Origin of the sequence: Microbacterium sp. PM5, assembly GCF_003293595.1 — a bacterium.
GTDB lineage: Bacteria > Actinomycetota > Actinomycetes > Actinomycetales > Microbacteriaceae > Microbacterium.
On the sequence record NZ_CP022162.1, the window covers coordinates 2,850,865 to 2,864,180 of the forward strand.

A 13,316-nucleotide genomic window follows, 5' to 3' on the forward strand; every position below is an offset into this window, starting at 1 on the left:
AACGCGTTCAGACGGGCGCGGGTATCGTGGAGCCGTGATCCGCGCCGACGACCATGTTATCGCCACGCGATTCGACGAACCCTCCGGTGCGCGCTCCGCGCCCTCCCGAACGACGCCTTCGGCGATGACGGGGGGCACGGGTGAGTGACGCGGACCCGCAGATCAGCGTCGTGATCCCCGCCTATCAATCCGCGCCCTACCTCGCGGACACGCTGACGGCGCTCGGGGTCGCCGTGTCGCGTGCGGGGGTGCGCGCCGAGGTGATCGTGGTCGACGACGGATCGACGGACGACACGGCGGCCGTCGTCGCCGACGCGGCGGAGGGATTCCCCGGAGAGGTGCGTCTGCGAAGGCAGAGCAACCGCGGTCGTTTCCTGGCGCGGTGGCTGGGTCTGTCGACGGCGCGCGCACCTCTGGTGCTGCTTCTCGACTCGCGGGTCCTGATCGGGGCCGATGCGCTGTCCGCCGTCCTGGCGGCGCGTCGTGAGGCGCCGGCAGGCATCGCCTGGAACGCGCACGTGGTCACCGACCCGTCGGTGCCGTTGATCGGCCTGTTCTGGGAGGCTCCGACGTACGCGTTCTGGGGCCGGTATCTGCGGCGGCCACGGCAGTTCGACCTCACGCCCGAGAACTTCGACGCCGCCCCGAAGGGGACCACGATGTTCCTCGCGGAGATCGGCGCACTCCGGGAGGCGTTCGAGTACGCCTGGCCGGAGGCCGATGCGCGGCTGGTGTCGGACGACACCAAGGTGCTGCGCCACCTGGCGGGGACGGCGGGCATCCGCATCGACCCCGCGTTCCGGGCCTTGTACCGGCCGCGCACCACCGTTCGCCGCTTCGTCCGGCACACCTTCGACCGGGGGACCCTGTTCGTCGACAGCTACGCGGGCACGACGCCCGCGCGCAGCATCGTGCTGGTGGCCTTCGCGATCTCACCGGTGGTGGTCGGGGCCCTGCTCGTGCTCTTCGGCGCGGCCGGTGCGGCCGCGCTCGCGGGCATCGCCCTCCTCGGCGTCGGCGGTCTGCTGTCCGTCGCCGCCCGCAACGGCTGTCCGCCCCGTGGACTGCTGGCTTTCGTGTGCTGGCTGCCGGTGTTCGCGCCGACGTTCTGGGCCGGCGTCGTCCGCGGCGTGGTCCTGCATCGGCGGGCGTTCCGCCGGGCGCGCGGCGCGACCCCGGCCGCATCCGACCTCAGCGGGCGTCGAGGGTGATCCAGTCGGGGTCGAGCAGGTCGGCTTTCGCTGTTCCGCCCCGCGTCCACGGGCGCGGCGCGACGACCGGCGTGTCGGCGCCGAAGCGGCGACGCATGAGCTCCGCCCCCCACCAGCTGAAGCTCGAGTTGCTCATGATCATCGCGCGGCCGGCGGACATGGCGCGCAGGCTCGCCCACGTTCCGAGCAGGCCCTCCTCGACGAACTCGAAGTCGCCGGCCACGCCCCGAAGCTCGTCCTTGACGAGCGCGACCGAGTCGGAGAACACCCGCACCGGCAGGTCGACGCCCAGCGCGCGCAGCGTGCGGATGGCCCGGACCGCGTAGGCCACGGAGGCGATGAACTGACGGTCGGGAGACACCGCCAGATAGTCGCCGCGACGCAGGTGGAGGGAGATCGCCGGTTCCGCGAGGATCCGCGCGACCTCGGCCGACTCCCGAGGCTCCTCGTCGATGGCGAGGATGGCATCGCTCAGCTCGTCGCGGATCGAGGGGAAGTAGCGCGGCGACTGGAAGTAGCCGATCAGGGTGGTGCCGGGACGCACCTGCTCGATCGAGGGTGCGTAGGCGTCGCCGTCGCGCTCGAGGAAGACCCGTCCCCACGGCCGGCGGGGCAGGGGGAGCACGCGCTCCCGATTCACGCGGACGGACCGCCAGGGCGACTGCTCCGGCGCCAGCGAGATCGCGGGGTGGGTGAAGGCGTCGAGACCGTAGGCGAATGTGCCGCCGACGGCGTAGTGGGAGCGGTCCAGATAGACCGGCACGTCGAGCCGGCGCGCCTGCTCCCACGCCGCCGCCAGGATGAAGATCTGGTTTCCCAGTCCTCCCATCACGTAACCCGTGATCCCGTCACGACGCACGACCATGGCTGTTCCTTTCGTTGCGCTCGGCCCGCCGGGCCCCGGTGCTGTCGATCACGAGGAAGGCGACGAGGGCCGCGGCGCCGATGGCCCCGAGCCAGGTGAGCATGAGCGGGATGTCGGGTGCGACCACCATGAAGGCGATCGACTGCACGATGACGGCGGCGACGAGGGCGAGCGCGCCTCCCATCGACGCCGTGGACGTCATCTTGATCAGCATCCCCTGAGCAGCCATCCAGGGGAGGTAGGCCAGGCAGACGGGGACGAGGAGGTCTCCGGCGAGGGTGAACTCGGTTCCGTACAGCGTGTGGATGATCCACGGGCCGAGCAGCGCGAAGACGAGCGTCATCGCCAGACTCGTGCCGATCGACAGCGCCAGTGTGACCAGCACGCCGAGACGGGACAGGCGCCGGTCGTCCTGAACGCGGATGAAGCGGGGGAGCAGGTAGAGCGACAGGGTCGACGGGACCAGGAATCCCGCCTTCACGAGCACCGTCGCCGCGGCATACGATCCGGCGACCGCGGTGGCGTCCGCCGCCCGCAGGAAGAGGATGTCCGACGACGTGAGCCACGCGAACGCCACCGTCAGCACCACGATCGCCGCGCCGCTGCGGGAGAACACGCCGAGGGTCGGGCGGGCGATCCCGCGCGCCGACCAGGCGGCGCCGACCACGGAGATCGCCGTCGCGCAGACGACGGCTCCGACCACACCGCCGAGTCCCCAGCCCAGCAGGACGCCGACGCCGAGGATGGCCAGGCGCAGCAGGAGTGAGGCGGTGGACCACCACACCGCCTGAGAGACCCGCCCCGCGCCTTGGAGCAGGCCGAGCGCGTCGGCGAAGAAGAAGCTCAGCGGGATGGACACGGCCGCGGCGAGGATCATCGCCGAAGAGCTCCCGAGGGATGCCGCCAGCGTCGGCGCCGCGGCCGCGACGGCTGCCCCTGCGGCGATTCCGAGGATGAGGGCGTCGCGGGGGATGCGCCGACGGCTCACGGGGTTCGGGGTCTCCCGCATCAGAGACGCCGTCTGGACGGCGGTGATGTTCTGCAGCGACGAGCTCCCGATCGCCGCCGTCCCGACCACGGCGAGGAACGCCGACAGCAGGCCGAAATCCGTCGGCGCCAGATAGCGGGCGCTCGCCACCTGGAAGACGAACGAGGCGATGACGCCGAAGACGCTGGCGAGAGCGACCTCGGAGAGCCCGCGAGCGTGTGCGCGCACGTGCCCTCGCGACGCCGCCTCGCGGGGGGAGACGCGATCGAGAGGATGCTCTGACATTCGGCGCGCCTCAATGCTCTGATGGTGGGTCTGATGCCTCGCGCGCTCCGGGGAACGTCGCCCTGCGGCGAGCACGTGCACGGCGGGTCAGTCTACCAACCGCGGGCTCGGACCCTCCGCATCCGCGGCCCCGCCGGGCTCTCCCCTAGGATCGATGGCGTGGCCCGTCGTCGCACGGCGCCACTCCTCGCCTACTCCGGAGTGCTTAGATGCGTGACAAGCTGCCCAGCGACGTCGCGCGCCCGAGGCCCCGTCTCAGAGCCGAGGTGTTCGATGAGTGTCGCCCTCCCGGCGGATCCCCGATGACAGTGGAGGCGGTCGCGTGATCATTTTCGTCTACGGCACGACGGCGGAAGCCATCAAGCTCGCTCCGGTCATGCGCCGGCTCCAGGAGCGCGGCGTGCCCTTCGAGCAATGGGTGACGCAGCAGCACACGGAGGCGTTGCGCACCGCGATCCCGCAGCTCGGACTGCCGACGCCCGATCGCGTGATCGCCGACGGCTGGCGTGGCCGGCCGCTGACCTCGCCTCTTCAGATGGTCGGGTGGATGGGGACGGTCGCCGCCTGGACGCTGCGCAATCTGAGGTCCGAACGGCGCCGGCACCGGCGCCACGGCGTGGTCGTCGTGCACGGCGACACGGTGACCACGGTCCTGGGCACCGTCATCGGTCGCCTCCTCGGCCTGCCGGTCGCCCATGTCGAGGCGGGTCTTCGTTCCGGAGACTGGCGGCACCCGTTCCCGGAGGAGCTTGATCGGCGCATCGTGGGGCGGCTCGCGTCGGTCCACTACGCGCCCAGCGACCAGGCGGTCGCGAATCTGCGCGGCCGGAGGAACGTCGTGGCGACGCACGGCAACACGGTTCGCGATGCGGTGCGCGATGCGGCGAGCTCCGCTCCCGCGCCGGAGCTCCGCGACCGAGGACTGGTCCTGCTGCACCGCTACGAGTTCATCTCTCAGCCGACGTTGGTGCTCGACACCCTGCGGCTCCTCGACGCGCACTCGCCCGTGCCCCTCGACATCATCGTCGACTCCTACTCGCGCGAGACGGTGGCGTCGACGATCGCCGACGCCGGGCTTTCGCGCCTGACGGTCGCGCCGAAGCTCGAGCACAGCGCGTTCGTCGCGCTCCTGCAGTCCGCGCGGTTCATCGTCACCGACTCCGGCGGCATCCAGGAGGAGGCGGCCGTGCACGGCGTGCCGACGCTGATCCACCGCAGGGCGACCGAGCGTTCGGACGGCCTCGGTTCCAGCGCCGTGCTGTCGGGCTGGAATCCGGACGTCGTGCGCGCCTTCCTGGGCGATCCCGACAGGTTCCGGGTCGTCGACCCGCCATTCGGGGCGTCGCCGTCGGACATCGTCGTCGCCGACCTCATCGAACGCGGGTTCGGATCGTCGCCGAAGGCGGAGAGCTAGTTCGAGGGTCTCCCCGCGCCGACCAGCGGCGGCATGGGCTTCCACGCGGCATCCCGCGAGATCTTGCGTCCGTCGCGCAGGCCTCGGAACAGGTTCGAGGTACCCCGGACGGTGCGCTCGACCAAGACGAGCCGGATGAGTTCCTTGCCGAACGTCAGGGCCGTGCCGAGGCCGAACAGCACAGGGTTGTAGACCCCGAGGCTGCGGTAATAGCGCTTGATGATCGCCCGATTGCGCATGATGTAGTAGCGGTACGCGTTGCTCGACGCGTTCATGTGCCGGATGCCCATGTCCCACTGCTTGATCTCGCGCGTGCGACGCAGCACGAACTCGTTGACGATGACCGAGCGTGTGATGCGCGATGCGAGCCAGCCGTAGGTCTGGTCGTCCCAGTAGATGAAGAAGCGGGGATCGGGCAGGCCGATCTGCCCGACGATGTCGCGGTGGATGAACATGCCCTCGAAGCAGCCCGAGTTCATCTCCTTGTAGCCCGACTCGTCGAACCCGCTCGGTGCATACGGGATCGGGATCGCGAGGGGCTCCGCGACGCGGTACTGCCAGTAGAACTCGCTGCCGTCGAAGTCGTAGCGTCGCCCCTGAATCGACTTGAACCGCGGCGCCCAGGCGCCCATCTTCGCGAGTCCGTCGGGCAGTACCTCGACGTCGTCGTCCATGAGCCAGATCCACGTCGAGCCGAGCTCATACGCCACCCGCATGCCCTCGCTGAAACCGCCGGAGCCCCCAGTGTTCTCGTCGAGTCGGCGGTAGACCAGCTCGGCGCCCAGCCGCTCGCGGAACGACTCGACGACGGCGGTGGTGTCATCGGTCGACGCGTTGTCGACGATCACCACGTGGCCCGGCTTCGGGTCCATCGCGGTGATGCTCTCGAGCAGCTTCGTCAGAAGGCCGGACCGGTTGTAGGTGACGATCGCGATCGTCGCGCTGGCGGGCGAGAACGTCTCGTTCGAGGCCGCGTCGGGGCGCGCAGAAATAGAGGCCATAGCGCGAGAAGTCTAACCCGGCCCCCTGCGCATCACCCGTGCCCTTCACCCGCGGGTCAGCGCGGCACGCGCTCCGTCTCGCCCTGCTCGCCGACCAGCCGTTCTTCCGAGGCTCCGCGTCCCAGCAGGGGTGCCTGCTTGATCTTGAACGCGAGCATGACGATCAGCAACCACCCGCCGCCGACGATCGGACCGGAGTCAGCCACGCCCTGCACGAGCAGGATCGCTCCGGTCAGCGTCGGCACGAGCGTCACGGGGGAGTAGGGCCGGTCGGCGACGAGGTCCCAGCGGGGGCGGTCGACGGCGAAGAACCAGGAGCGCCACACGTACGCGAAGAAGGTCAGGGCGAGCAGCGCCATCCCGACGATCCCGAGCTGGAGGAGGACGTCGAGCCACACGCTGTGGGCCTGCGTGAGGGCAGAGTCGATGCCGGGGCCCCAGGGCGCGGATGCCGCGTCCTGCGGCGGCCACGGCGTTGCGAAACCCCACCCTTGCACCGGACGCTCGAGCGCCTTCGCCGCGATCAGGGCCCACGTCCCTTCGCGCCCGTCGAGGTCGGTGCTGCGCCCGAGGAGCGAGAAGATCTGACCGCGCCCGAGCCAGACGGCCAGAATGCCGGCCGCGGCGATCACGGCGTAGACGACGTAATACCGGGTGCGCTCGCCGGCACGCTTCGTGGTGCGCATCACCAGCACCGTCGCGAGCACGAGGAGGACCGCCGCCGCTCCGAGCCAGCCGAGGGCGGACCCCGCACGGAAGAAGAGGAAGGCCGACAGCGCGAACCACCCGACCAGCAGCGTGCGCCGTGGCGCACGCGAAGCGAAGCGGACGGCGAAGACGACCATGCCCAGCAGCGCAAGAAAGGCCAGCGCCGTGGCATCCCCGACGATGCCCTCGATGCGCCCACCGCTCATTAGCTGATCGTGTGACCAGACGACGGCCCCGTCGGCGACCACACCGTCGGGCCGTGCGAAGCCCGGAAGCAGTACGCCGTGCCAGACGAGCGACACCCAGAGCTCGAACAGCAGCGACAACCCGAGCACCCACTTGAGCGCCGAGGCCATCGCGCGCACCAGCTCACGCCACGTCAGCACCGCTCCGACGAAGAGGGCCTGCATCGTCGTCACCAGCAGGAGGACGAGCGTCGCGGCCGTCGCCGCGAGATGCGTCGTCCACAGCAGCGAGCACACCGCCCACAGGACATAGGCGAGAGCGAACCACGGCAGTCGACGCCACTGCACCGGGGGACGCGAGAGCGCCCACACCGACGCCGAGACGACCCCGGCGACGACGATCGCGACGGCGGTGGCGGGGATGCCGAGCGCCAGCGGCCACGCGGACCCGGCGAGGGCCGCGGCGAGGACGAAGATGCACCACCCCCGCAGCAGTAGGTGGCCCGACGTCGCGCGGATCGGCGCGGTCGGCGGCGCCGCGACCGGATGCTTCGTGTGGACGGCCATGGTGAGATCAGAGTAGCGCGACGGCGGTCCTAGGCTGGGGGCATGCTGACGCCGATCTCCAACGATCCTCGCGACTACTCCTGGGGTTCCCCGACCCTCATTCCCGCCCTCGAAGGACGCCAGCCGACGGGGGCTCCCGAGGCCGAGATCTGGTACGGCGACCACCCGGGCTGCCCCTCCCGGACGCCCGATGGACGCACGCTCGACGTGGCCCTCGCCGACGCCGGACGTCCCGCTCTGCCGTTCCTGCTCAAGCTCCTCGCCGCGGCATCCTCGCTCTCCATCCAGGCCCACCCGACGCGCGCCCAGGCACAGGAGGGGTTCGCGCGGGAGGAGCGCGCCGGTATCCCGCGCGACGCCGCCGACCGTCTCTATCGCGACGACAACCACAAGCCGGAGATCATCGTCGCCCTCAGCGACCGCTTCCGTGCGCTCGTCGGACTCCGCCCGCTCGCCGAGACCCGTCGCTTCCTGTCCGTGCTCGCCGCCACCGGCGACGACGTCCCCGCCGGTGTGGCCCAGCTGCAGAGCCGCCTCGACGTCGACGACGACGGGGCCGCAGCCGAGCGTGCTCTGCGTGACGTGCTCGCCTGGGCGCTCGACGAGGCGGATGCCGCGACGGTGGCATCCGTGGCCGCGGCTCTCGACGCCGCGGCGGACAACGGCGAGACCGAGTTGGCCGACGAGATCGCGGTGCTGCGCGCCGCGGCATCCGACTTCCCGGGCGACGGCGGACTGATCGTGGCCCTCCTGATGAACCTCGTGACGCTCCGTCGCGGTGAGGGGCTGTTCGCTCCGGCCGGGGTGCTCCACGCGTACCAGTCGGGGCTGGGCGTCGAGCTGATGGCCGCGAGCGACAACGTCATGCGCGGAGGCCTCACCCCCAAGCACGTGGACGTGCCGGAGCTGCTGCACGTGCTGGACGCGACACCCTCCCCGGCTCCTGTCATCCGTCCGCGCCCCCTCGCGAGCGGGGTCGACGTCTACGACACCCCCGTGGACGATTTCGCCCTCGAGCGCGTCGCGGTCGCCGGCGAGGCGGTCCGTGTCGCGGTGCACGGACCGGCGATCGCACTCTGCACCGTCGGGGAGGTCGTCGTCGCCGGCGACTCCGACTCTGACTCCGCGACCCTCCGTCCGGGCACGGCCGTGTACATCGCCGATGAGGAGGCCATCGAGGTGTCCGGTGTCGGCGAGCTCTTCGTGGCCCAGCCGGGCTCCTGACCCGCCGGCCCTGACCGACCGGCCCCGACCGCGCGGTCTCGGCCGCGACACGCCGACGAGCGTGCGTGAAGGTTCAATCCCGTGTTGAGGGTTTACGATCTGCGACTTGACCGCGGCGAATGACAAGGGTGTAATTATTCCAACACGCGCATCGGCGCATCGGGAAAACGTGGGGAGAACGATATGACGGGTTACCGCTCCGGCGTCCCCGACAACTGGTTCGTCGACCCGGTCAATCTGGGCGTGCCGGGAGTGCGTCGTCCGTCCGTCGCCGACGAGGACACTGCGCTCGCCTGGCAGGCGGACGCCCTCTGTGCGCAGACCGACCCCGAGGCCTTCTTCCCGGAGAAGGGCGGCTCGACACGCGACGCGAAGCGCATCTGCACCTCGTGCGACGTGCGCGGCGAGTGCCTCGAGTACGCCCTGCAGAACGACGAGCGCTTCGGCATCTGGGGCGGACTCAGCGAGCGCGAGCGCCGCAAGCTCAAGCGTCGCGCCTGATCTCGACGACCGCTGCCGCGGCGGCGTGACCGATCACGAGACTCGCGGGCGACGTCCGCGTTCTGCGCCGGCTCCCGCCTAGGCTGACGACGTCATGCCCGCCCGAGTTCACGCACTGCTGGTCGTGCGCCCTGATGCGCGCGTGGCCACCGACATCCGTCTCGACCGCGTCCTTTCCGCGCTCGCGGCTCAGGCGCGCCCGGTCGACACGCTCACCATCGTGCTGTGCGGCCCGCACGCGACCGATCGCGAGCTTCAGCGGATCGCGGGGGAATCCGCCGCCGAGGCGGTCATCACCGCTGATCGAGGAACCTCCTTCGCTGAAGCTCTCGCGCTGGCGAGCCGACGGCTCGGCGGGGATGCCGTCTGGGTGCTCGACCAGGACACCACGCCCGCGCCCGACGCCCTCGTCCGTCTCATGGGCGCCCTCGAGACCGCTCCCTCGGTCGCGATCGCTGCACCGAAACTCGTCCGCGCCGACGACAACGACCGCATCGTGTCGCTCGGTGTGTCGATGACGCGAGGCGGCCGCGCCGTCGGCCTCGCCGACGGCGAGCACGATCAAGGCCAGCACGACGCCAGTGAGGACGTGCTCGGTTCGGATGTGCGCGGCATCCTGGTGCGCACCGACGCGTGGCGCGCGCTCGGCGGTCTCGACACGGCGCTCGCCGGCGCCGATGAAGGACTCGACCTCGGTGTGCGCGCGCGTCTGCGAGGGGGGCGCGTCGTCCTCGCTCCCCAGGCTTTCGTCGCCCTCGCCGACCCCGATCGCACAGACCCTCCTGTTCTCGGCGACCGCTTCGAGCCGGTCGGGGTGCGTCGGGCCTACGGCCGCCGCACGGCGCAGCTGCACCGCCGACTCGTGTACGCGCCGCCCGTCGCCGTCCCCCTGCATTGGCTCTCTCTGCTGCCGCTGGCGATCGTCCGCTCCGTGGTGCTGCTGCTCGGCAAGCGTCCCTCGATGATCGGTCCGGAATGGGGCGCCACGCTCACGGTGCTGCTGCGACCGGCTGCCGTCGCTCGTGCGCGTCGCGGCATCCGCGCGGGTCGTTCCGTGTCGTGGGCGCAGCTGGCACCGTTGCGGGTCAGCCGGGCCGAGTTGCGCCAGCGCCTCGACGACGACGTGATCATCGACGGCACCGCTCGCGGTGAGCTGCACTTCTTCTCCGGTGGGGGTGCCTGGATCGTTCTCGGAGCTCTGCTCGTGTCGGTCCTCGCCTTCCTGTCGCTGCTCGCGTGGCCGGTGCTCGGCGGCGGCGGGCTCGCGCCGCTGCGCGCAACCGTGGGCCAGCTCTGGGCGGACGCGGCCTCCGGTGCCCGACCTCTCGGCTGGGACACGCAGGGGCCGGCCGATCCGGTCAGCGCGGTCGTCGCCGTGCTCGGCTCTCTCTGGCCCGCGGCGCCCTCGCGCGTCCTCGTGGTGCTGTGGGTTCTCGCGATTCCCATGTCCGCACTCGGCGGCTGGTTCGCCGCCACGCGCCTGACCGACAACGCCCTCGCCCGCGCCGTCGTCGCGGTGGGCTACGCGCTGGCGCCGAGCCTGCTGGACGCGCTGGCATCGGGACGACCGACGGTCGTCATCGCACATCTGCTGCTTCCCTGGTTGCTGTGGACCGCCGTCGCCGCGCACCGATCGTGGACCGCGGCAGGCATGGGATCGGTGATCGCCGTCGCGGTGCTCGCCAGCGCCCCGTCGCTGGCTCCGGCCCTCGTCGTGCTGTGGCTGGTCGCGATCGTCCTCACGGCAGCGCTCGGCCGCGGTCGAGGACTCGCGCGGGTCGTCTGGCTGCTCGTTCCATCGGTGATCGTCTGGGCGCCGATGATCTGGCGCCGTCTCGGCTCTGGCGAGCCATGGGCCCTGATCGCCGACCCGGGGGTGCCGCTGCCGTCGGGGGAGTCGACCGATCTCGCCCGCCGCGTCGCCCTCGCGCTCGGGTTTCCCACTGCCGGCGGTTCGGAATGGGGTCAGCTCGTCGACGGTGCGGGGCCGTGGCCGTTCCTTCTCGTCGTGCCCCTGATCGTGCTCGCGGCGGCCGCTCCCATCGTCTCGCGCACAGCGTCGTCCGCCGTGGTCCTCCTCATCGCGCTCAGCGGCCTGGCGACGGCGGTCGCGGTCATCGGCATCGTCGTCACGTCGGATGCCGGGACCGGCATCGCGGTCTGGCCGGGCGCCGCCCTGAGCCTGTACTGGCTCGCCCTGCTGGCATCGGCAGCGCTGACCATCGACGCGCTCCCGGCACGGGCCCGGCTTCGCGCACCGCTGGCCGCCCTGGTGATGACCGCTCTCGCGGTCAGTGCGGTCCCCGTGATCACCGCGCTGCCTCGGGGGACCTCGGCCGTCACGAACGGTCCGAGCAGTACCCTGCCGGCCTATGTCGAGGCGGAGGGCAGATCGGGGCTGGACAACGCCACCTTCGTGCTCACCGCCGCGGCTGACGGATCGGTCGTCACGGACGTCGTCTGGGGCGAGACGTCGGCCCTGGGCGGACAGAGCACCCTGCGCTCGGCGCGCTCGTCCACCGACGCCGGTGACGCCGAGGCCGCGGAGCTGACCGCCGAACTGATCTCCGTGCCCTCGGGTGACGCGGTCGCGCGTCTGGGCGCGCACGGGGTCGCATTCGTCCTGCTCGGCGGGACCGCCGACGGCGAGAGCGACGCGGCGCGCGCCGTGCGCATCGCCGCCGAGACCGCGCTCGATCAGCGCCAGGACCTCGAGATCGTCGGCGACACGACAAAGGGCAAGCTGTGGCGGGTCACCGCTGCGGTCACGGATCGCGTTGCCGCATCGGCGGTCGACAACGCTCGCACCGCCGCCGTGCAGATCGGGGTCGTGCTGATCGCATTGCTGCTCGCTCTGCCCACCCGACGCTCGCTGCGGCTGAACCGTCGTCGCCCGCGCATCATCGGCGCGCGACGCGTACCCGGAGGAGGACTCCGATGAGCAACCGCCTGCCCGGCGTTCGTCGCCTCACGTCCGTGCGGTTCGCCGTCGGCGGCGTGATCACGGCGGCCGCGGTCGCAGCGGGCGTGGCCCTGGTCGCGTTGCCGCTTCCTTCGCACACCGCCGACTCCACGCTCGCCATCGCTGCGCATCCGCCCGCGACGGCATCGGTAGCGACGTGCGTCGGACCCGTGCTGGCTGCGGGGCGCGACGCGACCCGCGCCGCCCAGCTCACCGACGCCGCTCCGGCGGCACTCACCTCTGCCGCGGTGTCGAAGGCGGCCTCGACGGATGCCGCGACCTCCACGTTGGCGGCCCCCGACGTCACCGGCGGAACGGGGCCGACCACCTTGCGCGCCGCTCCCGTGGACGGGGAGCCCGCCGACATCGCCGCAGCGACCTCGGCGCAGGTGAGCGCGGACGACCTCGCCGGGTTCGCTGCGTCATCCTGCGCGCGGCCCGAGATGGAATCGTGGCTCGTCGGCGGCTCCGGGGCGACCGGCGCCTCGGATCTGGTCGTTCTCGAGAATCCGGGTGTGGTCGCGGCGCGCGTGACGATCACCGTGTACGGCGCCGGCGGCGGCGCCGTCCCCGTCGCGGGCAACGCGATCGTCGTCGCCGCCGGCACTCAGCGGATCATCCCGCTCGCCTCCCTCGCGCTGCGCGAGGACAACCCGGTGCTGCGCGTGACATCGGCGCAGGCCCCGATCCGTGCTGCGCTGCAGACCAGCCTCACGCGTGTGCTCGTCGCGGGCGGTGTCGACCAGGTCGGCGCCAGCGCCGTCCCCGACACGGATCTCGTGATCCCGGGCGTTCCCGTGGTGACGACCCAGGGTGGCGCCGGCGAGAGCAACGTTCCGACGTCGCTGCGCCTGCTCTCCCCGGGCGCGAACGCTCAGGCGACCGTCACGGTCGTCCGCGACGGCGCGGCGGTCGGTTCGCCGCAGACAGTCCCCCTGCAGGCGGGGGTGCCCCTCAAACTCGATCTGGGCGGGCTCGCCACCGGCACCTACGCGGTGCGGGTGAGCGCGACGGCCCCCGTGACGGGCGCTGTGTGGGCGACGTCCGGCTTCGCAGCCGGGAGTGATTTCGGCTGGTTCGTGGCCGCCGACGCGATCTCCGCACCCGCACTCGTCGCGGTCGCCGCGGGGACGGCGCCCACGATGACCATCGTCTCCTCGACGGGCGAGCCTCAGACCGTCGTCGTCACGGCGGCATCCGGCACCGGTGCGAAGACCGACGTCGCGGTGCCGGGAGGCGGTGCGGTCACGATCCCGGTGCGCCCCGGTGAGGTCTACCGTATCGATCCGGGTATGGGCAGCGTCCGGGCCGGCGTGACGTATGCTGCCGCCGGCGCTATCGCGGGCTACCCCGTCGCGCCGAGCGCATCGGCGGCGTCGGCCGTCACCGTCTACCCTCGCTGAGT

General features: G+C 71.6%; 10 protein-coding genes. 6 read left to right on the forward strand and 4 right to left on the reverse strand.

Annotated elements, in window-relative coordinates:
* Positions 1-140: 140 nt before the first annotated feature.
* Positions 141-1,211 (forward strand): glycosyltransferase family 2 protein, encoded by a 1,071-nt coding sequence (locus CEP17_RS13485; protein WP_112932606.1) that lies wholly within the window; start codon positions 141-143, stop codon positions 1,209-1,211.
* On the opposite strand, the gene CEP17_RS13490 is transcribed toward CEP17_RS13485, so the two are convergent.
* Together CEP17_RS13490 and CEP17_RS13495 are read right to left on the reverse strand one after the other, a co-directional pair.
* Positions 1,192-2,076, reverse strand: a complete 885-nt coding sequence (locus CEP17_RS13490; protein ID WP_112932607.1) for an alpha-1,2-fucosyltransferase — start codon at positions 2,074-2,076, stop codon at positions 1,192-1,194. The genes CEP17_RS13485 and CEP17_RS13490 overlap by 20 nt on opposite strands.
* Complete coding sequence (locus CEP17_RS13495) at positions 2,060-3,349, reverse strand: oligosaccharide flippase family protein (RefSeq protein ID WP_112932608.1); 1,290 nt, start codon at positions 3,347-3,349, stop codon at positions 2,060-2,062. The genes CEP17_RS13490 and CEP17_RS13495 overlap by 17 nt, the downstream gene beginning before the upstream one ends.
* 322 nt (positions 3,350-3,671) lie before the next feature.
* Here CEP17_RS13495 and CEP17_RS13500 point away from each other — a divergent pair, with 322 nt between their 5' ends.
* The gene (locus CEP17_RS13500; protein WP_112932609.1) at positions 3,672-4,763 is read left to right on the forward strand and encodes a UDP-N-acetylglucosamine 2-epimerase; all 1,092 of its coding nucleotides are present in this window, start codon (positions 3,672-3,674) and stop codon (positions 4,761-4,763) included.
* Here CEP17_RS13500 and CEP17_RS13505 read toward each other — a convergent pair.
* Positions 4,760-5,764: a glycosyltransferase family 2 protein gene (locus CEP17_RS13505; protein ID WP_112932610.1), complete on the reverse strand. Its 1,005-nt coding sequence runs from the start codon at positions 5,762-5,764 to the stop codon at positions 4,760-4,762. The genes CEP17_RS13500 and CEP17_RS13505 overlap by 4 nt on opposite strands.
* Before the next feature lie 56 nt (positions 5,765-5,820).
* Positions 5,821-7,224, reverse strand: a complete 1,404-nt coding sequence (locus CEP17_RS13510) for an O-antigen ligase family protein (protein ID WP_112932611.1) — start codon at positions 7,222-7,224, stop codon at positions 5,821-5,823.
* Between the two features lie 42 nt (positions 7,225-7,266).
* On the opposite strand from CEP17_RS13510, the gene manA reads away from it, so the two are divergent.
* From manA to CEP17_RS13530, 4 genes are all read left to right on the forward strand, one after another.
* The gene (gene manA / locus CEP17_RS13515) at positions 7,267-8,448 is read left to right on the forward strand and encodes a mannose-6-phosphate isomerase, class I (protein ID WP_112932612.1); all 1,182 of its coding nucleotides are present in this window, start codon (positions 7,267-7,269) and stop codon (positions 8,446-8,448) included.
* Between the two features lie 183 nt (positions 8,449-8,631).
* Complete coding sequence (locus tag CEP17_RS13520) at positions 8,632-8,949, forward strand: WhiB family transcriptional regulator (protein ID WP_005048276.1); 318 nt, start codon at positions 8,632-8,634, stop codon at positions 8,947-8,949.
* Between the two features lie 94 nt (positions 8,950-9,043).
* Positions 9,044-11,890 carry a glycosyltransferase gene (locus CEP17_RS13525; RefSeq protein ID WP_112932613.1) on the forward strand — a complete coding sequence of 949 codons (2,847 nt, stop codon included), beginning with the start codon at positions 9,044-9,046 and terminating at the stop codon, positions 11,888-11,890.
* Entirely contained in the window at positions 11,887-13,314 is a 1,428-nt protein-coding gene (locus CEP17_RS13530) for a DUF5719 family protein (protein WP_112932614.1), read from the forward strand. Before CEP17_RS13525 ends, CEP17_RS13530 begins: the two co-directional genes overlap by 4 nt.
* Positions 13,315-13,316: the final 2 nt, after the last annotated feature.

Bases quoted from the DNA above. Each gene is read 5' to 3' on its own strand.
- CEP17_RS13490 (WP_112932607.1), bottom strand. From the start codon at position 2,076: ATGGTCGTGCGTCGTGACGGGATCACGGGTTACGTGATGGGAGGACTG.
- CEP17_RS13495 (WP_112932608.1), bottom strand. From the start codon at position 3,349: ATGTCAGAGCATCCTCTCGATCGCGTCTCCCCCCGCGAGGCGGCGTCG.
- CEP17_RS13505 (WP_112932610.1), bottom strand. From the start codon at position 5,764: ATGGCCTCTATTTCTGCGCGCCCCGACGCGGCCTCGAACGAGACGTTC.
- CEP17_RS13510 (WP_112932611.1), bottom strand. From the start codon at position 7,224: ATGGCCGTCCACACGAAGCATCCGGTCGCGGCGCCGCCGACCGCGCCG.
- manA (WP_112932612.1), top strand. From the start codon at position 7,267: ATGCTGACGCCGATCTCCAACGATCCTCGCGACTACTCCTGGGGTTCC.
- CEP17_RS13520 (WP_005048276.1), top strand. From the start codon at position 8,632: ATGACGGGTTACCGCTCCGGCGTCCCCGACAACTGGTTCGTCGACCCG.
- CEP17_RS13525 (WP_112932613.1), top strand. From the start codon at position 9,044: ATGCCCGCCCGAGTTCACGCACTGCTGGTCGTGCGCCCTGATGCGCGC.
- CEP17_RS13530 (WP_112932614.1), top strand. From the start codon at position 11,887: ATGAGCAACCGCCTGCCCGGCGTTCGTCGCCTCACGTCCGTGCGGTTC.